Below are 23,780 nucleotides of genomic sequence, written 5' to 3' on the forward strand. Positions count from 1 at the left end.
CCAATCGCGTAAAACGCGGCGGCATGCGGGTTTGCGGCCGGCTGGACGAAACCGGAGCCGCTCAGGATGGACGCTCGCGTCCACCCCCTGAACGCGAGTGGACGGATTCGTCCACTGCGCGTCCATCGCGCGTCCATCGGCCGACATGGACGGAACGGTCCGGCCGGACGAAAAAAAACGGGACCGCGCATCGCGCGGTCCCGTTCGTCGGGGCCAGCCGGAGCGGCGCTCAGGTGCTTTCGGTCACCTTCGAATAGGTCGCGCGGCTCGGCCGCACGCGCATCCGCACCAGCGACACGAGCAGCGAAAAACCCGCGTGATTCGGGTCGATCACCGGCACGTAGTAGCCGAGCGCGTCTTCGAGCAGCGCCGACACGCGCGCCGCGACGTCCACGAAACCCGTGCAGCCGAGCAGGATCGACTGCGCGCCGTCCTGTTCGACCGCCTTGCGCGCCAGTTCGAAGGTGCGCGCGACGACGACCTCGACGTTGTCCAACTGATCGACCGGGCAGTTGAGCGCGAGGATCGACGCGAACGAGTCCTGCAGACCATAGGTCAGCGTGTGGCCGCGCTGCATCGCGAGCGTGCTTTGCAGGATCGTGATGATCGAGAACCGCTGGCTCAGCATCAGCGCGGTGAACGCCGAGGTCGGAAAACCGCCGATGATCGGGATGTCGATCAGCTCGCGCGCGGCCTCGACGCCGCACATGTCGAAGTCGGTCAGCCAGATGCCGTCGAATCCGTCGGCGGCGATCTGGCGCGCGAGGTTGACGACCGGCATGCCGTTTTCAAGCCAGTTGGTGCGGTTCTCGATGCACGGATGGCCGGACGTGATGTTGCGCACCTCGACCTGCACGTCGGGCGGCACGACCGGCGCGACGGCCTTCATGATCCGCTGGTTGAACTGGTCGGTCGCGACCGGCACGAGCACGCAGATGCGGATCGGCGAAGCAAGCGGCGGAACAAGCGGCGAACTCATTGCGCACCTCCTTCGAGCGGCGCGTGCGTCATCGCAAGCGGCACGTACGGTCCGAGATAACCGAGCTTCTGCAACTCGTCGAGGAAGCTGTCGAGGATCAGGCCGCCCGCGACGCGCAGTTCCGGCTCGGCCTGCCAGCCGAGCAGCGTCACGCGCCGCCCCTTCACCACCGGGTTCAGCGAGCCGTCCTCCAGCACCAGGTCGCCGTTCGTGAACACGCGCTGCCCGTCGCCCTCGACGAACCACGCGAGACTGTCCGGCGCGGTCAGGATCGGCTGCGGCGCGAGGCTGTCCCACGCGAGCAGCGATTCGTTCTCGTAGATCACCGTGTAGGTATGCGCGCCGCTCGTCACGCAGATCCGGCCGACGTCGAAGCCGCCGCTCGTATCGACGGCCGCCGTGCTGAATTCGCCGGCTTCGGACACGGCCCGCGCGCGGAGCCCGCAACGCGCCGCGAGATAGTCGATCATCTGCGCCGGCGTGCGGATGTCGCCGGCCGCGACGATCGCGCCGAGTTCGAGCGCGCGCGTGAGCGTGCCGCGGATCGGCGTCGCGCCGCCCAGCTGCGACGGCGTCATCACCCAGATCGCGAGGCCGCCGAACTGGCCGAACTCGGGATCTCCGACGATCGGCCGCATCATCTGCTCGACGATCACCGACACGTCCTGCTGATGGCCGGCGTCGCCGCGATTGCCCGACCGCGGCGTCACGTTCAGCTCGACGCACAGGCCGCCCTGGCTGACGAGGAACGCCGGGCGCGGATCGATCTCGCTCGCGGCGTAGGTCAGCATCGGCAGCGACGGCACCGCGCGGCCCGCGCCGTCCGCGTCGATCACGGCCAGCCCGAGTTTCGCGGCGACGAGGCACGCGACGACGAAACCGAGCGCGCCGCTTTCCGGCGGCACGATATAGGCCAGCTTGCGCCCTTCCGACGCGAGCCGGTCGCGCACGTTGCGCACCGCCAGTTCGGGGCCGGTGGGATATAGCGCCGAATTGATCGCCTCCGGCGCGCCGAGATACGCGACCATCACCGCCTCGCCCTTCGCGTCCGGACCCGACGCTTCCTCGACGCTGACCACCTCGACCGTATCGACCGGGTAATAGTCGCCGCGTACGAACTGCGTCGCGAGATGTTGCGCCGATACGATCGTGCCGCCCCCGCCGCTGCCGAAAAACGCACCGCCGAGCGCAAGAGACATCAGATCGCGTTGAACCAGTTGTTTTGCCATTTGCCATCCTTCTCGGGTATTGGGGCTCGCGCCCCGGATTGAGCAAGCAGGAAACGGGATCAGCGCCAAAGCGCAGGCGGGTCGACGCGAAAAGCGCGGCCCGCGTTCGCTCAGGACAACAACGAATGCGAGTGACGCAGTTCGGCGAGCTTCGCCACGGCGCGCTGCGCGACGGGGCCGGCCTGCAACGGCGGCGTGCCGCGCAGCGCGCGTTCGAGCATCTGGATGCCATCGGCGAGCCGGCCGATGCCCGCCAGCAGATCGGCGAGATACGTCGCGGCGGCGATGCGCGCCGGCACCGAGCCGAGCGCCTCCGCCGTCGAGATCGCGCTGCGCAGTTCCTGCTCGGCCTGCCCGAGTTCGCCGAGCGCATGCAGCGCGCGGGCGCGGACGATCAGCAGTTCGCCCAGGTACACGCGCTCCTGGCGTTCGAGCACGGTGTCGAGCGCGGCGCGCAGCACCTGTTCGCAGTCGCGGTAGCGGCCCGCGCGCAGCAGCAGTTCGCCGTGATGCCACGCGGTGAACGAATAGAACAGCGCGCCGCCGTGGCCGATCATCCGGTTGTAGCCGTCGAGCAGCAGCCGCTCGGCTTCGTCGATCGGGCCGTGCGCGCCGAGCCAGCACGCGCGGAACACCTCGCCGACGCCCTGATAAAACGCGAGCCCGGCGGTTTGCGCCACGCTGACGAGTTCCGCCGCGAGGTCGCCCAGGCGTTCGACGTCGTCGAACAGGCACGCGAGCCATACCGCGCCCTGGAGGTTCAGCACGTGCGACAGCGCGTGCTCGTTCGGCAGCCCCGAGCGCGCGATCAGCACGGTCATCGCGTGCCGCGCGCGGTCGTCGGCGCCGGTCTGATAACAGGCGAGCCCTTCGAAGGTCAGCGCGAGGCCGGCCAGATCGAGGCCCTGCGCGCCGACCCGCCGGTCGTCGAGACCGATGCCGAGCAGGTTGCCGCGCGCGAGACACGCGAGCGATTCGCTGCTGTCGCCGAGCCAGAACAGCGTGTTGGTCATCGCGACGTGCGCCTCGTCGAGCCGCGCGGGCGCGTCGATCCGCTGCGCGCGCTGCAACAGGTCCTGCGCGGTCGCGCGCGCGTCGCTCAGTTGCAGCGTCGTCAACTGGGTGGTCCAGATGCCGAACTGCACCGACGCGAGTTCGCCCGGATCGCAGACGCCGTCGCCCGCCGCGAGCGCGGCCGCGTACGCGGCCGTCGCTTCCGGATAGAGCCAGCCGTGCACGCTGCGCAGGCTCACCGCCAGCGCGAGATTCGCCTCGAAACGCAGACGCCGCGCATCGGCTTCCTCGCCGCTCTTCAACAGGCTGTCGAGACAGCGGCGCAGCAGCGGCACCGCTTCGCGGAACTGCGCCGCGCGCACGTGCGCCTCGGCGCGGGCCAGCAGGCGGCGCGCCTCGTCGTCGCGGTCGGCCCGCGCCTTGAGCCGGCGCTCGACGGTCTTGCGGCTGACGCCCAGCAGCGCGGCCGCCGCGCTCTTGTTGTTGTGGGTGCGTTGAAGCGCGCGATCGATCAGCAGATATTCGGCGGCCGCGAGCTTGTCGTCGCCGTCGAGCAGCAGCAGCCGGTCGGCCAGTTGCTCGCGCCATTCGCCGCCGACCGTCTCGGTCGCGAGGAACGGGTCGAGCACGTCGACGTCGACCTGCGTTTCCGGCGCGAGCACGCTGAGCCGGCTGACGAGATTGCGCAACTGCCGCACGTGGCCGGGCCACGCGTGCCGCCGCAGCCGCTGCATCGCGGCCGGCGTGAAGTCGATCGCGCGGCGCTGCTGGGCGGCGAAGTGTTTGACGAGCGCGGGAATGTCCTCGCCGCGCTGATCGAGGCCGGGCACCGCGAGCACGAACACCGCGAGCCGGTAATAGAGGTCCTCGCGAAAGCCGCCCGCGTGCGCCGCGTCGCGCAGATCGCGATGGGTGGCGGCGACCACCCGCCCTTCGAAGCGCAGCGAGGCCGATGCGCCGATCGGGCGAAAGCTGCCGGTTTCGAGCACGCGCAGCAGCTTCGGCTGCATGGCGAGCGGCAGTTCGCCGATCTCGTCGAGAAACAGCGTGCCGCGGCCGACCTGCTGGAACACGCCGGCCCGGGTCTCCGACGCGCCGGTGAACGCGCCGCGCACATGGCCGAACAGTTCGGCCTCGACCAGGTTTTCGGGAATCGCGCCGCAGTTCACGTCGACGAACGGTTCGTCGGGCGTCTCGCTGCGCGCGTGAATGCGGCGTGCGACGACCTCCTTGCCGGACCCGGTCGGCCCGGTGACGAGCAACGCATGCCGCGTCGGCGCGACGCGGTCGACCATCTGGATCAGTTGCTGGAGCGCCGGCGACTCGCCGACGAGCAGTGGTTCCGCCGACGGGCGCGACACCGCTCCGGCGCTGAACGGCAACGCGCTGCGCGGTGCGTTCATCGCCGGACTCCGGCTCGCCGTGGCGGGATATCCGACTTCAGCGCTGCGAACCGACGACGGAATGCACGTTGCCACGCCATGAACTTCACTCCGGAGACAATTTTTCCAGCGACGCCAGCCGGCCTCCGTTGCTTTGCGCGCGGCGGCCGGCGTCGTCATTCCGTGAATTTCGCGGCCCGCCGTCATTCAGCGGGCATCGCATTGATACCCATTCATACCGTATCGCCCTGCATTATCGGCGCACGGTGCATTTTCTTTAATTTAATCTATTCGCATCGTTTTACAGTGACACGAAATATTCGCAAAGCGGGCGAATATGGCGTGTTAGCCGTGGAGTATTCCACACGCGCCGATCGTCCGTTTTGCTGAACGGCGGCAAGCGTTTTACACGGCTTTTATCCAACCCAATTAATGGGATTTCCCGATTATCGGGAATACCACGGCAATCGAAGTTTTTGCCATGCCGATGCCGACGTCGATGCCAACGGCAGGCCGCCCCGCGCGCCCTACCGGCGCGAAGCGATCACGACCGTGCCGTCCTGCCTGCGCGACACGACCACCGGCGCGACGTGAGGCAGCATGTCGAGCAGCCGGTCCGGGTCCGCGCTCGAAAAACTGCCGGTGATCCGCGGCTCGCCGGCGCGCGGATCGGCGAGGACGATCGGCTTCGAACGATAACGCTGAAGATCCCTGACGACTTCGGACAGCGGCGTGCCGTTGAACTGGAAACGCTGGTCCTTCCAGCTCACCAGGTCGTCGAACGACGACGGATCGACACGGGTGATCGTGTCGCCATCGACCTTGAGCGCCTGGCTCGCATCGAGACGCACCGACGCCGGATTGCCGGCCCGGGTGACTTCGACGCTGCCTTCGAGAACCGCGACGCTGACGCGGTCGTCGTCCAGCCGGTGCACGCTGAAGCGCGTGCCGAGATCGCGGATGTCGGTGGTCCCGGCGGACACGCGAAACGGACGCCACGGGCTATGCGTGACGGAGAACAGCGCCTCGCCGGATTCGAGCGTCCATTCACGCGAACGCAGCCGGTTGACGAAACGGCCGGCGGTGTTCGTGTTCAACAGGACTTCGCTGCCGTCGTCCAGATAGACCGTGCGCTGCTGCCCGATCTCGGACGAGACTTCCTGCCGGGACAACGCGGGATTGATCGCCCACAGCGCCGACGCCGCCACGGCGAGCGCCAGCAGACTGGTCTGCAACGAGCGGCGCCACGGGATGGCCCGCACCGGTTCAGGCTTCGCCGCGACATCGGAAGCGCGGACGTAGCGCATCTGCAGGCCGGACAGGTTCCGGTCCAGCGCGCGGTCCGCGGCTTCGAGTTTCTGCAGGTAGGCCTGGTGCTCGCGGCTCCGGCTGGCCCACTCGTTCAGTTCGGCCCTGGCCGATGCCCTCTGCGCCGTGTCACCGAACTGCATGGACACGAGAAGGCTTTCGGCATGGTCCTGCTCTGAAGGGCTTAGAGGCATGGTTGACCGGCATGAATTGAACGAAACCGCGCAGCAAAGCCGCGCGTTACGACTGCGTCACCTCCCGGCATGCGCGCATCGCCTGCATCAGATACTTGTGCACGACGGCGGCGCTGACGCCCATCTCCGCAGCGGCCTCTTCATAGGATAGCCCACGGAGCTTGCACAGGACAAACGCTTCCCGGCAACGCGGCGCCAGTCCGTCCAGGACGTCGCACAGCTTCATGAGTAGCTGACGGCTCACGGCTTGCTGCTCCGGATCTATCTCGTAGTGGCCGTATTCGTCGGGCTCCTCGTCGGCTTCGCCTGAAGCATGAAACGACTCCCACAACACGAGCGAACGCCGGCGCAACTGGTCGACGCGAAGGCCGCGCGCGATGCTGAACAGCAAGCCGCGCGGCGACTGCACTTCATGGGTCTGCGCGTAGACCAGCGCCCGTTCGAACGACGACTGCGCCACGTCCTTCGCATCGTCCACGTTAAGCTCGCGTGACAAGGTGCGCAGCAGTTCCCGATAACCGTTCACCAACTCATCGACGAAATTCATTATCACACGACTCCAGACACGGGCGACGCGCCTTCATGCAGGCGGTATTCTTTTTTGGACCCCGCGGACCGCGAGGACGATGGCGCGAAAGCGGCACTGCGTGTCCGTCTGCGCGACGGCTCTCCTTGCGGAGCCTTTCGGGCCGGCTATCGTGCCCCGGCCGGAACCGGATGCAAACGAATATCGCGTCACGACCAGAGCAGCGAGATCACGTTTGCGCCGGCTGCGCAGGCGTCCGCGGCCGGCGCGCGCTTAACGCGGCGCGGCGGCACGGACAGGTATTGCAGGAGCCCCTGTTCAGCGAATCCGCCGTGTTATTGCCCTCGCGGCGGGATTCATTTCGTTCGGAGCGAAGTGCGGAACGACGCTTCCATTTCCATTACAGCAACACCCATGCCAGGTTGCGTCGATCCCTCGGGTCGCGGGCAATGGCGTGGGTCGGCGACACCGCTGACAAGAGGCGTTTACCGGCGCGAATGCGCGGAGAAGGCGCGCCGGCAAGCACCGGCGCGGCTTCGCGTCATGTCACGGACAGGCGGGTCATTCGATGTGTCCGGCAAACGTCGTGCGCTTGCCGCGACCGGCCTGTTTCGACGGCTGCACTGTGATGCGGCAAACGGCGATCGCCGGGCCGGCAGCCGCACCAACGAGAGGCAATGCGGCGTCGCGAAGGGGTGACTAAGCATCGTGAAGATGCCTGCATACAGGCACTCGATGACGTCGGGCGCGATCCCTCGCGCACAACGGCGTGGAATCCTCAACGAATCGGGAAGGACGACTTGGCTCGCGGGGAGCCGCCGTTGACCGGAGATGACGCGCGGGTCGTATCGATGCCGCGCGCGAACGCGCGACGAGCGGAACGATTGTTTTCGATGATCGCGATTCCGCGTTGTCAACGCTCATGGAAACCGGGCGATTCGAAGCGGCGATAGCGCGGCTCGCCGTCCGTCAACCGGCAAACCGCGCAATCGACCTCACGCGTCTCAACGGCCCGCGATCGTCATCTGCTCGATCAGCACCGAACCCGTTTCATGGCTTCCGCGCACGATCGTATCGGCGCCGATCGCGACGATCTGCCGGAACATGTCCTGCAACGTGCTCGCGACCGTGATCCCCTCGACCGGATACTGGATCGCGCCGTTCTCCACCCAGAAGCCGGCCGCGCCGCACGAATAATCGCCGGTCACGAAATTGACGCCGTGCCCCATCAGTTCCGTCAGCAGCAGGCCGGTGCCCATCCGCTTCAACATCGCGTCGAAGTCGTCGTCGCCGCGCGTGATCGAACTGCGCAACGCGAGGTTGTGCGCGCCGCCGGCGTTGCCGGTGCTCCGCATGCCGAGCTTGCGCGCCGTATAACTCGACAGGAAATAACCTTCGACGATGCCGTCCTGCACGACGTGACGCGCGCGCGTGCGCACGCCCTCGCGGTCGAACGGCGCGCTGCCCGGCGCGCGCGGGATGTGCGGGTCCTCGACGATCTGCACGTGCGGCGCGAATACCGGCTTGCCGAGGCTGTCGACGAGGAACGACGCGTGGCGATACAGCAAACCGCCGCTCGCTGCCTGAACGAACGCGCCGAGCAGATTGCCCGCGAGCGCCGCCTCGAACAGCACCGGCGCGTTGCGGGTGTCGAGGCCGCGCGCGCCGAGACGCGCCAATGCCCGCTCGGCCGCGCGGCGGCCGACCGACTCCGGCGACGCGAGATCGTCCGCGCTGCGCTGCGCGCTGTACCAGTGGCCGCCCTGCATGTCGAGACCGCTGCCCGCGATCGGCGTGCAGGCGATGGCGTTGCGCGAATCCGGATAACCGCCGACAAAACCGTGCGACGTGGCAAGCACGAATTGCCGCTGTTGCGCGGATACGTTCGCGCCGTCCGAATTGCGGATCTCCGCGCCGGCCGCGAACGCGGCCTCCTCCGCGCGGCGCGCGATCTCCACCGCGTCGTCGGCGGACAGCGGCCACGGGTGGTACAGGTCCAGGTCGCGCGGTGCGGTTTCGAGCAGTTCGACGTCGGCGAGGCCGGCCGCGTCGTCCACGCTCGTGAAGCGCGCGATGTTGCAGGCGGCCGCGACCGCGTCCTTCAGCGACGCGGACGAAAAATCCGACGTGCTGGCCGTGCCGCGCTGCTGGCCGATGAAGACCGTGACGTCGAGCTGCTTGTCGCGGTTCTGCTCGATCGTCTCGACTTCGCCGCGCCGCACCGAGACCGACAGGCCATCGGATTCGGAGATTTCCGCGTATGCGTCGGTCGCGCCCAATGCGCGCGCATGCCGGAGCATGTCGGAAGCGATGTCCTGCAACTGGTCCAGCGCATAGATGAAACGACGCGCGTGCGCGTCGAGGTTGATAGCCGTTGTCATGGTGTCCGTTCGCGGGCCGTTCGCCCGCGTGTCGCAAGTTGGAAAAGCGGCGGCGCGCGCGTTGCCGACTTCACCGCAGACGCGAACGCGCACGCCCGCCGACGCGTCAGCGCGTGCCGCCGACCGTCATCTGATCGATCCGCAGCGTCGGCTGGCCGAGTCCCACCGGCACGCTCTGCCCGAGTTTTCCGCATACGCCCACGCCGCGATCGAGCGCCATGTCGTTGCCGATCATGCTCACGTACTTCAGCGCCTGCGGACCGCTGCCGATCAGCGTCGCGCCCTTCACCGGATACGTGATCCGGCCGTCCTCGATCAGGTACGCCTCGGACGCGGAGAACACGAAATTGCCGGTCGTGATGTCGACCTGGCCGCCGCCGAATTTCGCCGCGTACAACCCGTGCTGCACCGACTCGACGATCTCGCGCGGGTCCTTGTCGCCGTTCAGCATGTACGTGTTGGTCATGCGCGGCATCGGCAGCGTGGCATACGATTCGCGCCGCGCATTGCCCGTCACCGGCACGTTCAGCAGGCGCGCGCTCAACGTGTCGTGCAGGTAGCCGGTCAGGATGCCGTCCTCGATCAGCGTCGTGCATTGGGTCGGATTGCCTTCGTCGTCGATGCCGAGCGAGCCGCGATGTTCCGGCAGCGTGCCGTCGTCGACCACCGTCACGCCCGCCGCCGCGACCCGCTCGCCGAGCCGTCCCGCGAACGCCGACGAGCCCTTGCGGATCGCGTCGCCCTCCAGGCCGTGGCCGACCGCTTCGTGCAGCAGCACGCCGGGCAGGCCCGGCCCGAGGACGACCGTCATCGCGCCGGCCGGCGCGGGCCGCGCGTCGAGGTTGGTCAGCGCGACGTGGACCGCTTCGTCGACATAACCCGCGAGCACGTCGTCGCTGAAGCGGCCGTAGTCGAAGCGGCCGCCGCCGCCGCCCGCGCCCTCGCCGCGGCGGCCGTCCTGCGCGGCGATCACCATCACGGACAGCCGCACCATCGGACGCACGTCGGCCGCGATCACGCCGTCGCTGCGCGCGACCAGCATCACGTCGTACGTGCCCGCAAGGCTCGCCATCACCTGCTGGATGCGCGGATCGCGACTGCGCGCCATCTGCTCGACGCGCGTCAGGATCTCGACCTTCGCGGCCGCGTCGAGCGACGCGAGCGGATCGACGCCCCGGTACAGGTCGCGGCCCGCCACGGGCCTGAACGCCGACGCGGGCCGGACCTTCTGCGCGCCGCCGCCGGCTTTCGCGATCGCCGTGGTCGCCGCGGCGGCCTGGCGGATCGCCGCGAGCGTCAGGTCGTCGGAATACGCGAACGCCGTGCGGTCGCCCGACACCGCGCGCACGCCGACGCCCTGGTCGATGCTGAAGCGGCCCGACTGCACGATGCCGTTTTCGAGAGTCCACGCTTCGTTGCGGGTGAACTGGAAATAAAGGTCGGCGTAGTCGCAGTCGCGAGCGGCGAAGACGCCGGCCAGCAAGCCGCCAAGCACGGTTTCGTCGTGACCGTACGGCGCAAGCAGGATATCGGTCGCGACGGCCAGGTGTCCGAGGCCGGGTTCGATGAGGTTCATGGCGGAAAGGTAAGAGTGATAGACAGGGATAAACGGCGCGGAAACGCGTTCACCCCGCTTCAACCGGCGGCGACGATCTTCGGCGCGCACGCGCACAGCGCGAAGAACTGCGCGCGCACCGCGTCGCCGAGCCACCGGCATTCGTCTCGTTGCGCGCGCTCCCATCCGTCGATGCGCGCCTGCAACTCCGGATGCGTATCGCGAATGGACAGCCGCACCTGCTCCTCGATCGCATTGCGTTTGGCGCGCCACTGCGCGAGCGCGTCGGCGTCGTCGTCCGACGGCTCCTCGCCGAGCGACGACGACAACGCCTGCCACGTCGCTTCGTAGACGGCCTGCTTCTGCTGGTGATCCTCCACGGTCCACTTGCCCGCGTCCATCGCGGCGGACATCCCGAACGAATACAGCAGCAACAGCAGATTCGGCAGGTCGCTGTCCACGAGCGGCAAGACCTTGTCCTCGACCATCTTGACGAACCGCAGATCGGCCAACGTCGGACGCAACGCGTCCTGATCCTGATCCGTGTGCTGCGGCGGCGCGTCGGGACGCGCCGCCCATTCGCCGGCCGCGACGAACTCGCGTTGCAGCGCCAACCACTCCGCGTCCGGCACGCGCTCGCCGTTCAGCTCCCGTCGATGCAGCGCGGCGAGCCGGTCGCACAGCGCGCGCGCGAAGGCGGTCGCTGCGTAGCGCCGGATGCCGACCACCGGGTCGTGCAGCAGCCAGTTCATCATCACCTGCGACAGCCGCTGCAGGTCGATGCCGACCGGCAGCGCGTCCACCAGCGCGACGAACCCGTCGTCGGCCTGCGCGCTCGTCGCCGGGTCGTCGCGAAGCCAGTCCCACAACACCGTGAACATCTTGCCGAGCACCACCGGACCGCCGATGGTGTCGGCAAACCCGCCGGTTTCCGTCTCCACGCTGTTCGCGGGCAGATGGTCGTCGTCGAACACCGCGTCGCGCAGACGGCGCAGCAGATCGGCCTTGCGCGCCGGGTCGCCGCCGAAGCTCGGCACGACCGCGACGGCCGGCAGCGCCGGCGCGTCGGCCGCGGCATCGCTGCCGGCATGCGTTCCGACCAGATCGTCGAACAGCGCCCTGATCGCCGCCTGCGAGTGGCTGACCTGCGCATGCTTCACTTCGCCGTGGCTGAACAGCATCAGCCGCGGAATGCTACGGACGTTCATGCGCGCCGCGACTTCGGGGTTCTCGTCGACGTTCAGCTTGACGATCCGGACCCGGCCGTCGTACAGCGCGGCCAGCCGTTCCATCGTGGGATTGAGCGCGAGGCAGGGGCTGCACCACGGCGCCCAGAAGTCGAGCAGAACCGGAGATCCGGCTTGCAGCACGTCCTGCTCGAACGTCGCGTCGGTGGTGTCGGTAATCAACAGGCTCATGGTCAATGTATTTCTTTCGGTTTCAGTTGAGGGGAACAGCGACGGCGGGCTGCGCGGAACCGTTCCGGGCGGACCTGCCGTCGTGCACGTGCAATACATGGGTATGGAATACGTCCAGCGCCGGATGGTGCGAGACGCTGAACAGCGTCGTGTCCGGCAGCCGCTCGATCAGCAACGCGTACAGATGAAGCTCGGTCTCCGCGTCGAGCGCGCTCGTCGATTCGTCCATCAACAGGTAGTCGGGCCGTTGCAGCAAAACGCGCGCGATCGCGAGACGCTGCTGCTCGCCGGGCGACATCCGGTGGCCCCACGGCGCGTGTTCGTCGAGCTGGCCGCAGTAGTGCGCGAGCTGGCAGGCCATCAGCGCGTCGCGGCACTGCGCATCGGAGAACGCGTCGTCGCCCGACGGATAGCTCAATGCGGCCCTGAGACTGCCCGGCGGCAGATAGTTCTTCTGCGACAGGAACAGCAGACTCGCGCCGTCCGGAATCCTGACCGTGCCGCTGCCATACGGCCAGATGCCGGCGAGCGCGCGCACCAGCGTGCTCTTGCCGGTGCCCGACGGACCGCGCACCAGCCAGCGTTCACCCGGCGCCAGCGTGAACGAAAGATCGCGGGCCAGCGTGCGTCCGGCGGGCGTCGTCAGCGTGAGGCCCGTGACGGTCAGCCCGCGCCCGGCCGTCGCCGCGTGCGCGATTCCTTCGCCGTCCGTCGCATGGCCGGCGGTCCCGGCGGTGCCCGTAGCGGCGGTCGCGCGATCCAGCCCGTCGAGGCGCGCGACGATGACGCGGAAGTTCTGCAACGCCTGGTAGTTCGTGATGAACCACGACAGCGTCAGCACCAGCGTCGAGAACGCCGACGCCATCATCGCCATGTCGCCGAGCGTCACGGCATGCGACAGATAACGCGGCAGCACCGCGAACGTCGGCACGAACACGGCGATGTGCATCAGCACGGTGTTCAGCGGAAAGAACCGCAGGTTGAAGAACGCGATCTGCCACGAGTTGCGCCACACGGCGTCGAAACCGCGCCGCAGCCGGCGGCTTTCGGTCGGCGCGCCGCCGTACAGCGCGATCTGCTCCGCGTATTCGCGCACGCCGGTCATCATGAAGCGGCAGTCGGCCTCGGCCCGCTCCTTCGCGAAGTTGAGCCGCATCATCGGCCGTCCGACCCAGTGGACGAGGCACGAAGTCGCGAACGCGTACAGCAGCGCGACCCAGAACATGTAGCCCGGGACCACGATGGTCCAGCCGAGCACCGTGAAATCGGCCGGCCCCGACTTGCTCCACAGGATCGACGAGAAGCTGACGAAGCTCACCACCGCGCCGACGAGCCCGATGCTCAGGCTGTAGCTGTGCGACACGAAATGATCGACGTCCTGCGAGATGCGCTGATCGGGGTTGTCGACCAGCTGATCGCGCTCGATCCGGTAGAACGCGCCGTTCGACAGCCAGCGGTCGATCAGGCGTTCGGTGAGCCAGCGTCGCCAGCCGATTTCCAGCGTCGACCGCGACAGGTTCTCCAGCACGGTGGACAGCGCGATGCCGACCATCACCGCGGCCAGTTCGAGCCCGAGCGAAGGCATCACGGCGGCGTTGTACGCCTGAACCGCGTCCATGAACCGCCCGTGCCAAGCGTTGAGTTCGACCAGCAACTGGTTGCTGACGAACGTCAGGCCGATGCACACGGCCAGCAGCGACAGCGCCGGCCACCTGAATCTCGAAGCGAGGATCGGAAAGGCGAGACGCCCGGCCGCGCGCAGCGTGCCGCCGGGCGGCACGATCGACGACGCGGAAAGTGGGGAAGATGGCTTCACGGATTGCACGCGGGATTCGGTCAGGACTTCGGCGACGTGATGAAGTTGATGTTGGTGAGCCCCGCGCGCTGCGCCGCCGCCAGCAACGTCGCGACCGCCTCGTAGCGGGTCGCGCGGTCGGCGTACAACTGCAACGCCGGCTGCGGCTGCTGGCCGGCCGCGGCCGCCAGCTTCGCGGCCAGCGCGGCCTCGTCGACCGGCTGCGCGTTCCACATCACCACGCCGCCCGCGTCCACCGACAGCTCGATGCGCTGCGGCTGGCTCTCGCTCGGCGCGCTGTCCGCGCGCGGCAGCTCCAGCTTCACGGTGTTCGTGATCGCCGGCAGCGTCACCATGAAGACGATCAGCAGCACCAGCATCACGTCGATCAGCGGCGTCATGTTGATCTCGGTAATCATGTCGTCCTGCTCGTTGAACGAAGCCGCCATCTCACACCTCCTGCTGGACGAGGATCGACGTCACGGTGATCGACGAGCGGTCGATGTTCGTGCCCATGCTCGGACGGCCGCGCTCGCCGCGCATGAAGAACGAATGCAGCTCGTGCCTGAAGCGGTGCAGCTTGTGCGCGACGCCGCGATGGTTGCGCGCGATCGTGTTGTAGCCGAGCACCGCCGGAATCGCGACGAACAGCCCGAACGCGGTCATCACCAGCGATTCGCCGACCGGACCCGCGACCTGCGACAGGCTCGACTGCCCCGCCGCGCTGATCCCGACCAGCGCGTGGTAGATCCCCCAGACGGTGCCGAACAGCCCGATGAACGGCGACGTGCTGCCGATCGACGCGAGCACGCCGAGGCCGCCCGCGAGCCGCGCGAGATGGTCGTCGAGCGCGATGCCGAGGCAGCGGTGCAGCCATTCGTCGGGCGCGAGCATGTCGTCCGAGCGGGCGCTGCGATACGCCCCGTGCGCGGCTTCGACCAGATCGAGATGCGGATTGCCCGGTCCGGCGCGGCCGAGCGACGCCTGCGCGTCGGCGAGCGAACCGGCCAGCCAGAAGTTGCGTTCGGCGGCCGTCGTGCGCCGCTTCAGGCGGATCAGCTCGGCCCCCTTGTAGAAGATGACGCCCCATGACAGCACCGACATGAGGATGAGCAGCAACATGATGGCGCGCGTGATGGCGTCGCCCTGTTGCCAGACGGCATTCAGTCCGAATTGCATGACGAGGTTCTCCTGAAAGGCGGGGAAATCAGTGGGTCAGATTGAAGGTCAGCGGCTGGACGGCGCGCACGCTGGCCGGCCGGCCGTTGTCGAGATACGGCTCGCACTGGCCGGCGCGCAGCGTCTGCACGGCGGCGGCATCGAGTTCGGGGAAACCGCTGCTGGTGTCCACGTCGACCTGGGACGGCTTGCCGGCGGCGTCGATCGTGACGCGCAGCGTCACCGTGCCTTCGTGATGCAGCCGGCGCGCCACCGACGGATAAGGCGGCTGGCCGAAATGGCAGACGATGCGGGCCACGTCCTTCACCGCCTGCGACCCCGGCAGATCGAGTTCGCGGCTGGCCGCGGCCGGCGCGCTCTGCGCGGCGGCCGCCGAGGTCGTCGCGGCTGCGGGCGTCGCCGGCGCGGACGGTTCGGCCACCGCATCGGGAGCCGGCGTCGTGTCGGGTGCCGGCTCGACGTTCACGCGGTGCTGCGACTGCGACCGGTCCGAAGCCAGCACCGGCGCGCGGCGCGGCGCGGCGTGCCGCGGCGTCAGCGGTTTGGCGACTGGCTTCGGCTCGACGGGTTTCGGCTCGACGGGCGCGGGCGTTGGGGTCGGCGCGGGCGCCGAAATCAGCGTGACCTGCACGCTCGTTCCCGACGCCGGGCGGCCGGCGGCTTCCGTCGTCAAGGTCGGCGTGTAGCGCACGAGCGTCAGCAGCGCGAGGCCGTGCAGCAGCAGCGCGAGCGCAATCGCGGTGCCGAGACCGAAACGCATCCGGATCGATGGCCGGATCGCGCGGCCGGTCAACGGACGCGACTGCCACGGCAGGCGGGACGACAATGGCTCCATGGGCGCCTCAGAAATCGTAGACCGCGGTGAGGTAGATCAGCCGACCCGGCAGGACTTCCACCAGCGACGTCGCGTAGTCGCCGTACAGCGTCCGGTTCAGCAGGTTCTTCACGCCGAGCGTCGCGCTCCAGTTCCTCGCGTGGTAATAAACGCTCGCGTCGACGCGGGCCTGGCCGGGTATCGAATGCTCGTTGCCGTCGATGTCGTAGGACACGTAACTGGACCGCGCCAGCACGCCCGCGCCGACGCCCCACCCGTGCAGCGCCTCGCCCGGCAGGTCGTAGGTCGTCCACAGGCTGACGGCGTGTTTCGGCAACTGGCTGAAGCTGTTCGTCGCGGTCGGCGGCTGATTGCTGTACGTGTAGCTCGCGATGACGTTCCAGCCCGGCATCAGGCGTCCGGCGACGTCCGCCTCGATGCCCCGGCTGATGATCCCGGTCGACAGAAACGAAAACCCCGGATGCAGCGGATCGCCCATCGGCACGTTGTACTGCGCCGCGCGAAACACGGAGACCGAGCCGGTCAGGCGATCGTCGAGCAGATTCAGCTTGACGCCGGCCTCCACCGAACGGCCGGTGGACGGCGGCGCGCCCGCGCCGCCCACCAGCAGCACGTTGTTCTGCGGCTTGAAGCTGCGCAGCGCGTTCGCGTAGAGCCCGACCGTGTCGGTGAGCTGGTACACGACCCCGAGGTTCGGCGACCACGCGCTCTGCGACGCCATCGTGTTGGACCACGCCTGGCCGCGGCTCACGCTCGCGAGCACGTTGAGCCGCCCCCACCTCAGCTGGTCCTGGAAATACAGGATGTTCTGGAAGTTGTGCTGGTCCGACGACAGCGACGGCGCCGGCGTCGTCGCCACTTCGTTCAGCGGCGGCATGCCCGACTGCGGGAACGTCCCGAACGTCATGCCGCCCGAACTTCCGCGCGCCGTAAACCACGACACCGAATAAGCCACGCCCGCCAGCAGCGTATGGTTGATCGGGCCGGTGTTGAATTTCGCCTGCAGGTTGTTGTCGAGATCGAACGACCGCCCGCGGAATTCGTCCTGATAGCCGACGTAGATCGCCAGCGGGTCCGAGCCGGGCATCGCGATCGGGATGGCCGAATAGGCGTCGTACGTGCTCTTCTCCGCGTAGTAGCGGGCCTTGCTCTGAAACGTCAGCGCGGGCGTCAGCTTCTGCTTCAGGTCGTAATAGACGGACGTGCTGTTCACGGACAGATGGTCGTCCGCGCGGCCGGATAATGCCGTGAGCGGCGCGGGGCCGTCCGCCAGCGCGAAGGTCCACGCGGGCGGCGCCTGCCGGGCCGTGTGCTGCTCGAATCCGACCACCAGGTCGGTGCCGCCGCTGCGCCAGCCGACCGACGGCGCGAGATAAAAATCGCGCTTGCCGTCGTGGCCGGTGAAGTCCTGCCCCGCCCGCTGTCCCGACACCACGAAACGATAGGTGAGCTTCTTGTCGTCGGTGACCGCGCCGGCCAGATCGAGCGCGGCCATGTAGTCGCCGTACGAGCCGACCTGCACGGTCGTTTCGCGAACCCGTTCCGCCTGCGGACGCTTGAGGTTCACGTTGACGATGCCGGCCGGGTCCGCCGCGCCGGCCAGAATCGCGCTCGCGCCTTTCAGCACCTCGACGCTTGCGAGCGCAACTGTCGGCAGCGCGAGCGCGGAGTCCGCCATCGAACCGAGGCCCATCCCGCCGTTGAGCGTGACGGACGCCGACATGCCGCGGATCGTCGGCGTGCCGCCGATCGACGTCGAGCCGGAATTCGAGATCGTGACGCTGCTGACGTTGCGCAGCACGTCGCCGACCGACTGGGCCTGCTGGCTCGTGATGACGTCCTGGGTCACGACCTGCACCGACTGCGGAATCTCCGACAGCGGCGTGTCGGTGCGCGTGGCCGTCGACGTGGACTCCGCGATGAAACCGCGCGTCGGCTCCGCCGCGCTGTCGGTCACCGTGATGGTCGGCAACACGCTGGGCGCGGCATTCGCGCCCGGCTCCTTGCGCGGCGGCGGCGACGTCTCGATCACGAAGGTCCGCGGATCCTGCTGGCGGGCCGTCAGCCCGCTGCCCAACAACAGGTGATCGAGCGCCTGCGGCACCGTCAACGCGCCGGACACCGCCGGCGCGCTGCGGCCGGCGACGAGGCCGTCCGGCGCGAGAATATCGACGCCGCGTTCCCGCGCAAGCTGGGACAACGCTGTCGACAACGGCTGCGCCGGCAGGTTGATCGCCGTCTGCGCGAACAGCCCGGCGCTCGCCGTGCTCGCGGCCACCCACACGACGCGGCATGCGAGCGTCTTCTGACTCCATCCGAAAAACATGAGTGAATTTCCTTCTATCCCGTTGGCCCGCTTTCACACTGCACTGCCGGCAGAGATGCAGTCCTCACTGTTAAAGCCGAGCGGATGAAGGAAACGGTACCGTCGCGGGTGGTAAATTTTTTTAATTCATTTGCGGATGGCGATAGTTTTTTTAAACGCCGCCCGTCATGCGCGGTACGTGCGTTCACTCAATAGCGGCGCGCAAGCCGGCCCTGTCCCTCCCCGCTCCTGTCTGCAAAGCGCCTATTACCGGTGGCCGCGACAAGCATATTGGCCCACCAATTCCCATGGCCACGCCCCACAAAAGCGATACGGGTATTCCCAGGTACGCCATTCGTTGACATGAATCATGGCGAGACCCTAGCATCTGGTGGTGCCAATTTGGACTTCCAATTTGATGGGTCCACCTCGCGATGCCGCGATTGCGTTCCTTCGCAAGCCGGCGGCGAGCGAAACGCACACGACAATTCGAACCATTGGAGACAAGATGAAAAAGCCACTGTTGGCTGGCGCAGCCATGGCTGGAATGATGACGACGCCGGTATTCGCGCAAAGCAGCGTGACGCTGTATGGGCTCATCGATCAGGGCGTGAACTACGTCAGCAACGTCCAGACGGGACGAAGCGGCGCGGGAGCGTTGCAAGGCCAGCATCAGATCGCGCTGTCGGACGGCGCAACCGGCATCGGCGGCAGCCGCTGGGGGCTGAAGGGCAGCGAGGACCTCGGCGGCGGCCTGCGCGCGATCTTCACGCTCGAAAACGGCTTCAACATCAACACCGGCGGACTGGCGCAAGGCGGCCTGCTGTTCGGGCGGCAGGCGTTCGTCGGGCTCGCGAATCCGTACGGGCAACTGACGTTCGGGCGGCAGTACAGCATCGTCAGCGACATGCTCGCGCCGCTGTCTCAGGCCGGCGAGATTCCCGGCCACATGGGCGCGAATCCGGACGACCTCGACGACCTCGGCCACTCGATCCGGATCAACAACAGCATCAAGTTCAGAAGCACGTCATACGGCGGCTTCGTGTTCGGCGCGATGTATTCGCTCGGCGGCGTCGCGGGCGCGACGGGACGCAACCAGTTGTGGGCGCTGAGCGGCACGTACGCGAACGGGCCGCTGTCCGCAGGGGTCGGCTACCTGAATGCGCGCAACCCGAACCTGTCGTACTTCGGCACGAACGGCAACTCAGGCGGCGACACGGTGAACAACATGGGATCGGCCGGTTCGGCCACGGCCGGCCAGACCAATACGCTGTATGCGGGGTTTGCGTCCGCGCGCTCGATGCAACTCGCCGTCGCCGGCGCGAAGTACAAATTCGGCGCGGCGACGATCGGCGCGACCGTTTCGCATCTGAGCTTCGACGATCTCGGCGACGCGACCTCCGGCCCGAATCCGCTGCACTACAGCGGCACCGCCGTGTTCAACAACGGCGAAGTCAACGCGACCTGGGCGTTCACGTCCGCCTTCAGCGTGAACGCGGCGTACAGCTATACGCGCAAGGCGAGTGTCGGCCAGTACGGATCGGCAACCTATCACCAGGGCGAACTGTCGGCCGCGTATTTCCTGTCGAAGCGCACCGAACTGTATGCGCTCGCGATCTACCAGCAGGCGAGCGGCACCGACTCGCTGGGCCAGTCGGCGGTTGCGTCGATCACGCAGTTGACCGCGTCGTCGACCAACAAGCAGGCGCTCGTCAGGCTCGGCATCCTGCATCTGTTCTGAGGGATCAAAAAAGGCCGGCCGTGCAACGGCCGGCCTTCGCGCGTGAGGCAATCACGCGAACGAAGAACTACTTCGTCGCGCGTGCGGCCTTGCCGTCGCGCTCCGGGTCCTTTTCGTCGCCGAGCACTTCGCTCCACGCTTCGACGGCGCGAGCGAAGTGCGTTTCCATCATCGCGGTCGCCTTCTTCAGGTCGCGTTTGCGGATCGCTTCGTACAGACGCTCGTGCTGCGCGGCCGACAACGCGCCGCGCTCGGGATCGGCGAACAGCGCGAAGCGCCGGCTCTCGGAGATGCGATAGAACGAATTCAGCAAACGGACCAGCACGTCGTTGTGCGTGCTGCGCGCCAGCGCGATATGGAACGCGGTGTCCTGCGCGGAAATGTTGCCCTTGTTCGCGAGCACCGCGCGCGTGGCCTCGATGATCGACGCGAGGCTGTCGAGGTCCGCTTCGGTGCGCCGCTCGCACGCGAGCTGAACCGCGCGCATTTCGAGCGCCCAGCGCACTTCGAGCGTCTCCTTCACTTCCTTCATCGACGGCTCGGACCCCATTTCGGTCAGCAGCACGATCGTCTCGAAGCTGCTGTCCGTGGACATGCGGCGCAGATAGATGCCGGAGTTCGGCCGGGACTCGACGACCCGCAGCGCGCTCAGCGTCGACAACGCCTCGCGCAGCGCATTGCGCCCGACGCCGAAGCGTTCGGCAAGCGCGCGCTCGGACGGCAACCGTTCGCCGCTCTCGTAGCCGCGTTCCTTGAAGAACGCGAGCATCTTGCCGACAAGCTCCGACCGCGAGGTCGATTCACGCGTGATAGGCGACGACAGATCCATGTTGCAGAGGCCAATGAACCCGCTCGGGGCAATGAAAGGATTATACAGATGCGGGGTGCCGGATCAGCGGGCTTCGGAAGCGCCATGACCGCGTGTGCGGCCGGCATGGCGCACGTCGCCGCGTCCTGCACGCGCCGCATGCGAGTCAGCCGGCGACGGTCCAGTGAAGCAGGCTGTATGGCCTCGGCGCGTCGCCGTGATGCTCGAAGACGCCGCGCACCGAAGCGCCGATCTCGACCGGCTGCGCGGGGTCGCCGAGCAGGTTGCCGATCATCCGCACGTTGCCCGCATGCGGCAGTTCGACGAGCACGACGAGGTACGGCGTCGCGTTCGCGAGAACCGGATGCGACGGATGCCACACGCGTTCCCAACTGTAGATGCGGCCGGACGGCTCGACGTCGTGCCAGGCCGGATCGAACGCATGGCACCCGTGACAGATCCATTCGGGGCCGAACTGCCACGTGCCGCAATGAGCGCACCGCTGCACGCGCAGCCGCGATTCGCGCAGTCCGTCCCAGTACGGCGCGGACAGTCCGTCCGGCTCGGGCGCCGGCGCCGGCAGGCCTTCGGGCAGATAGAACGTCGTAGTGGATGCAGGGGATGAAGTCATCGTGCGGCCTCCGAGCCGAACAGCAGGCTGCTTGCCGGCGACACCATCGGGCCGCCGATCACGAGCGCGACGTCGTGGCGCCGCGCCTGGCTCGTCGACGTGCCGCGCACCTGCCGCGCGGCTTCCACGAGCAGTTCGAAACCGTGCACGTAGCATTCGCCAAGATTGCCGCCGCTCGTGTTCAACGGCAGCGCGCCGTGCGGCGCGATCAGGTTGTCGAACGTGAGGAACGCATTCGCTTCTTCGGGCGCGAAGAAGCCATGTTCGGAAAGCGCCATCGCAACGCCGCCGGTGAAGTTCTCGTAACACTGCACGACGCCGACGTCCGCCGGTCCGACGCACGCCATCCGGTACAGGTCGGCGGCCACCGTCGCATAACCGGCGCTCGCATACTGCGGGCCGTTGTGCGGCGACGCCGCCGCGCGCCAGCCCGCGCCGCCCGCCGCGCCGAGCAGATACACCGGCCGGTTCGGAAAGTCCTTCGCGCGTTCGGCCGGCACCAGCAGCAGCGCCGCCGCGCCGTCGTTCTCCATGCAGCAGTCGAACAGCCGGAACGGCTCGACGATCCAGCGCGCGTCGTCGTACTGTTCCGCGCTCAGCGGCTTGCCGTATCGCACCGCGCGCGGATTGGCCTGCGCGTGGTGCTGGGACGCGAGCGCAATCGCGCGCATCGCTTCCTGCCGCACGCCGTGGTCATGCATGAAGCGCGTGACCTTCATCGCGAACTTCTGCGGCGGCGCGAGCACGCCGTACGGCATCTGGTAAGCCATGTCGCCCGACACCGTCGTCGTGTCGGCCGCCTGGCCGAAGCGGCCGTATTGCCCCTGCGCGAGTCCGCGATAGACGACCACGCAGTCGGCCAGCCCGCCTGCGATCGCCGCCGCTCCATTCGCGACGGCCGCCGCGCAGCCGCCGCCTCCGCCGCCCCACTGCATCGTCGCGGACCGGAGCTGCCGCACGCCCAATGCCGTCGCGAGCCGCGTCGCCTCGGCGCGGTCGTTCGCATAGGACGCGAAGCCGTCGATGTCGCGCGGGTCCATCTGCGCATCGCGGCAGGCGGCGAGAACCGCCTGAAGCACAAGCCTGAATTCCGGATCGGGCGACTTACCGAACCGGTAGTACGCGCTTTCCCCGACGCCGACGACCGCGACCTTGCCGCGTAGCGTGCGTTCGCTCATGATGAAACGGTCGCCGCTTGCGGGTCGTCGGCGCGGCAACCGCGGCAACTATAGGCGGCGCCGCTTTGCAGCAGCGCGCCGACGGCCTCGGCCGGATAACCGAGCATGTCGCCGAGAATCTCGCGCGTATGCTCGCCGATTCCCGGCGCGGGCGCCGGGTCCGCGATCGGCGTGCCGTGAAAGCGGAACGGCAGGCTGATGTTCGGCAGCCATCCGAGTTCCGGATGATCGATGCGGCTGACGAGCCGCCGTTCGCGCGCCTCGGCCGAGCGCAACGCCTCGCCGACGGTGCGGACCTCGCCGCAAGGAATCGACGCGGTGCGCATGCGCTGCTGCCAGTGCGACCACGGCTGTTTCGCGAACGCGTCGTCGAGGATGCGGAACAGTTCCGCGCGCCGCGCGATGCGGCCGTTGCGGTCCGCCAGCACCGGGTCCGCGCCGAGTTCCGGCATTTCCAGCACCTGCGTGACGAGCCGGTTGAAGATCTTGTTGTTCCCGCAATTGATGTAGAACGCCGCATCGGCTGCCTGGAACACGCCGGACGGACACGTGTCCGGACTCGTGTTGCCGTGGCGCTGCGGCTCTTCGCCGGTGAACAGATGCTGCAACGTCGCATAACCCGTCATCAGCACCGCATTGTCGAACAGCGACACCTCCACCGCCTGGCCGTGGCCGGTGCGCTCGCGCGCGACCAGCGCGCCGAGCATCGCGTTGCACGCCATCATCGCGGTGCTGATGTCCATCACCGGCGACAGCGCGCGCACGCCGAGCCGGTCCGGATAGCCGTTCATCGACACGAAACCGCTTTCGGCCTGCGCGACCGGATCGAACCCGAGCCGGTCAGCGAACGCGCCGTCGCGGCCGTATGCGGACACCGAGCAATAGATGAGCCGCGGATTCGCTTCCCGGCAGACCTCGTAACCGAGCCCGAGGCGCTCCATCACGCCGGTCGAGAAATTCTCGGCGACGATGTCGGCGGTCGCGATCAGTTCGCGCGCGATGCGCCGTCCGTCGTCCGACTTCAGGTCGAGCGCGATGCTGCGCTTGTTGCGGTTGGCCCATAGATACGGCGCGCCGAGGCTTTCGTCGGCCGGATGCGCGGGCGGATAGTAGCGGAACTCGTCGCCGCGTCCCGGCGCTTCGACCTTGATGACGTCCGCGCCCATGTCGGCGAGCATCATCGTCGCGAACGGGCCGGCGATGAAGTGCGTGAAGTCCACGATCCGGATGCCGTCGAGCGCCTTCGGCGCATGGACGGGACGCGGTTCGTGGGCGGGGAATTCCTGTTCGAGCCTGGATAACATCAATGCTCCTTGGCGGCG

19 protein-coding genes are annotated in these 23,780 nt (G+C 67.9%); 2 read left to right on the forward strand and 17 right to left on the reverse strand.

Annotated elements, in window-relative coordinates; translation table 11 throughout:
* Nucleotides 1–229 precede the first annotated feature (229 nt).
* From BLV92_RS17630 to BLV92_RS17640, 3 genes are all read right to left on the reverse strand, one after another.
* A complete protein-coding gene (locus BLV92_RS17630) occupies nucleotides 230–979 on the reverse strand; it encodes an aspartate/glutamate racemase family protein (protein WP_090547463.1) in 750 nt (249 codons plus the stop codon).
* Entirely contained in the window at nucleotides 976–2,208 is a 1,233-nt protein-coding gene (locus BLV92_RS17635) for an S-methyl thiohydantoin desulfurase domain-containing protein (RefSeq protein ID WP_090547464.1), read from the reverse strand. Before BLV92_RS17635 ends, BLV92_RS17630 begins: the two co-directional genes overlap by 4 nt.
* Nucleotides 2,209–2,318: 110 nt before the next feature.
* A complete protein-coding gene (locus BLV92_RS17640) occupies nucleotides 2,319–4,625 on the reverse strand; it encodes a sigma 54-interacting transcriptional regulator (RefSeq protein ID WP_090547466.1) in 2,307 nt (768 codons plus the stop codon).
* 78 nt (nucleotides 4,626–4,703) lie between these two features.
* On the opposite strand from BLV92_RS17640, the gene BLV92_RS31630 reads away from it, so the two are divergent.
* Nucleotides 4,704–4,994, forward strand: a complete 291-nt coding sequence (locus BLV92_RS31630) for a hypothetical protein (protein WP_143040696.1) — start codon at nucleotides 4,704–4,706, stop codon at nucleotides 4,992–4,994.
* Between the two features lie 137 nt (nucleotides 4,995–5,131).
* On the opposite strand, the gene BLV92_RS17645 is transcribed toward BLV92_RS31630, so the two are convergent.
* The 10 genes from BLV92_RS17645 to BLV92_RS17690 form a co-directional block, all read right to left on the reverse strand.
* Nucleotides 5,132–6,055 carry a FecR family protein gene (locus tag BLV92_RS17645; protein ID WP_220025066.1) on the reverse strand — a complete coding sequence of 308 codons (924 nt, stop codon included), beginning with the start codon at nucleotides 6,053–6,055 and terminating at the stop codon, nucleotides 5,132–5,134.
* A 97-nt stretch (nucleotides 6,056–6,152) separates the two neighbouring features.
* Entirely contained in the window at nucleotides 6,153–6,653 is a 501-nt protein-coding gene (locus BLV92_RS17650) for an RNA polymerase sigma factor (RefSeq protein WP_090547469.1), read from the reverse strand.
* A gap of 983 nt (nucleotides 6,654–7,636) precedes the next feature.
* Entirely contained in the window at nucleotides 7,637–9,013 is a 1,377-nt protein-coding gene (gene pmbA, locus BLV92_RS17655; protein WP_090547470.1) for a metalloprotease PmbA, read from the reverse strand.
* Nucleotides 9,014–9,119: 106 nt separating this feature from the next.
* The gene (gene tldD, locus BLV92_RS17660) at nucleotides 9,120–10,589 is read right to left on the reverse strand and encodes a metalloprotease TldD (RefSeq protein ID WP_090547472.1); all 1,470 of its coding nucleotides are present in this window, start codon (nucleotides 10,587–10,589) and stop codon (nucleotides 9,120–9,122) included.
* Nucleotides 10,590–10,648: 59 nt separating this feature from the next.
* Complete coding sequence (locus BLV92_RS17665; protein ID WP_090547473.1) at nucleotides 10,649–11,986, reverse strand: thioredoxin family protein; 1,338 nt, start codon at nucleotides 11,984–11,986, stop codon at nucleotides 10,649–10,651.
* 22 nt (nucleotides 11,987–12,008) lie between these two features.
* A complete protein-coding gene (locus BLV92_RS17670; RefSeq protein WP_244283840.1) occupies nucleotides 12,009–13,802 on the reverse strand; it encodes an ABC transporter ATP-binding protein/permease in 1,794 nt (597 codons plus the stop codon).
* A 20-nt stretch (nucleotides 13,803–13,822) separates the two neighbouring features.
* Nucleotides 13,823–14,230 carry an ExbD/TolR family protein gene (locus BLV92_RS17675; RefSeq protein ID WP_090547476.1) on the reverse strand — a complete coding sequence of 136 codons (408 nt, stop codon included), beginning with the start codon at nucleotides 14,228–14,230 and terminating at the stop codon, nucleotides 13,823–13,825.
* Nucleotide 14,231: 1 nt separating this feature from the next.
* Nucleotides 14,232–14,960, reverse strand: coding sequence for a MotA/TolQ/ExbB proton channel family protein (locus BLV92_RS17680; RefSeq protein ID WP_090547478.1), 729 nt, complete (start codon nucleotides 14,958–14,960; stop codon nucleotides 14,232–14,234).
* Nucleotides 14,961–14,988: 28 nt separating this feature from the next.
* Nucleotides 14,989–15,795, reverse strand: coding sequence for an energy transducer TonB (locus tag BLV92_RS17685; RefSeq protein ID WP_090547479.1), 807 nt, complete (start codon nucleotides 15,793–15,795; stop codon nucleotides 14,989–14,991).
* Nucleotides 15,796–15,802: 7 nt separating this feature from the next.
* Nucleotides 15,803–18,121 (reverse strand): TonB-dependent siderophore receptor, encoded by a 2,319-nt coding sequence (locus BLV92_RS17690; protein ID WP_090547481.1) that lies wholly within the window; start codon nucleotides 18,119–18,121, stop codon nucleotides 15,803–15,805.
* A 487-nt stretch (nucleotides 18,122–18,608) separates the two neighbouring features.
* Between BLV92_RS17690 and BLV92_RS17695 the strand changes: the two genes are divergently transcribed.
* Entirely contained in the window at nucleotides 18,609–19,841 is a 1,233-nt protein-coding gene (locus BLV92_RS17695) for a porin (RefSeq protein ID WP_090547483.1), read from the forward strand.
* A 67-nt stretch (nucleotides 19,842–19,908) separates the two neighbouring features.
* Here BLV92_RS17695 and BLV92_RS17700 read toward each other — a convergent pair whose 3' ends face one another.
* From BLV92_RS17700 to BLV92_RS17715, 4 genes are all read right to left on the reverse strand, one after another.
* On the reverse strand, nucleotides 19,909–20,670 hold the full coding sequence (locus tag BLV92_RS17700) for a FadR/GntR family transcriptional regulator (RefSeq protein ID WP_090547484.1): 762 nt from the start codon (nucleotides 20,668–20,670) through the stop codon (nucleotides 19,909–19,911).
* Between the two features lie 145 nt (nucleotides 20,671–20,815).
* Nucleotides 20,816–21,280, reverse strand: coding sequence for a Zn-ribbon domain-containing OB-fold protein (locus BLV92_RS17705; RefSeq protein ID WP_090547486.1), 465 nt, complete (start codon nucleotides 21,278–21,280; stop codon nucleotides 20,816–20,818).
* Complete coding sequence (locus BLV92_RS17710; RefSeq protein ID WP_090547487.1) at nucleotides 21,277–22,458, reverse strand: thiolase C-terminal domain-containing protein; 1,182 nt, start codon at nucleotides 22,456–22,458, stop codon at nucleotides 21,277–21,279. The genes BLV92_RS17705 and BLV92_RS17710 overlap by 4 nt, the downstream gene beginning before the upstream one ends.
* Entirely contained in the window at nucleotides 22,455–23,762 is a 1,308-nt protein-coding gene (locus BLV92_RS17715) for a CaiB/BaiF CoA transferase family protein (protein WP_090547489.1), read from the reverse strand. Before BLV92_RS17715 ends, BLV92_RS17710 begins: the two co-directional genes overlap by 4 nt.
* Nucleotides 23,763–23,780: the final 18 nt, after the last annotated feature.

Origin of the sequence: Paraburkholderia caballeronis (genome assembly GCF_900104845.1) — a bacterium.
Classification (GTDB): domain Bacteria; phylum Pseudomonadota; class Gammaproteobacteria; order Burkholderiales; family Burkholderiaceae; genus Paraburkholderia; species Paraburkholderia caballeronis.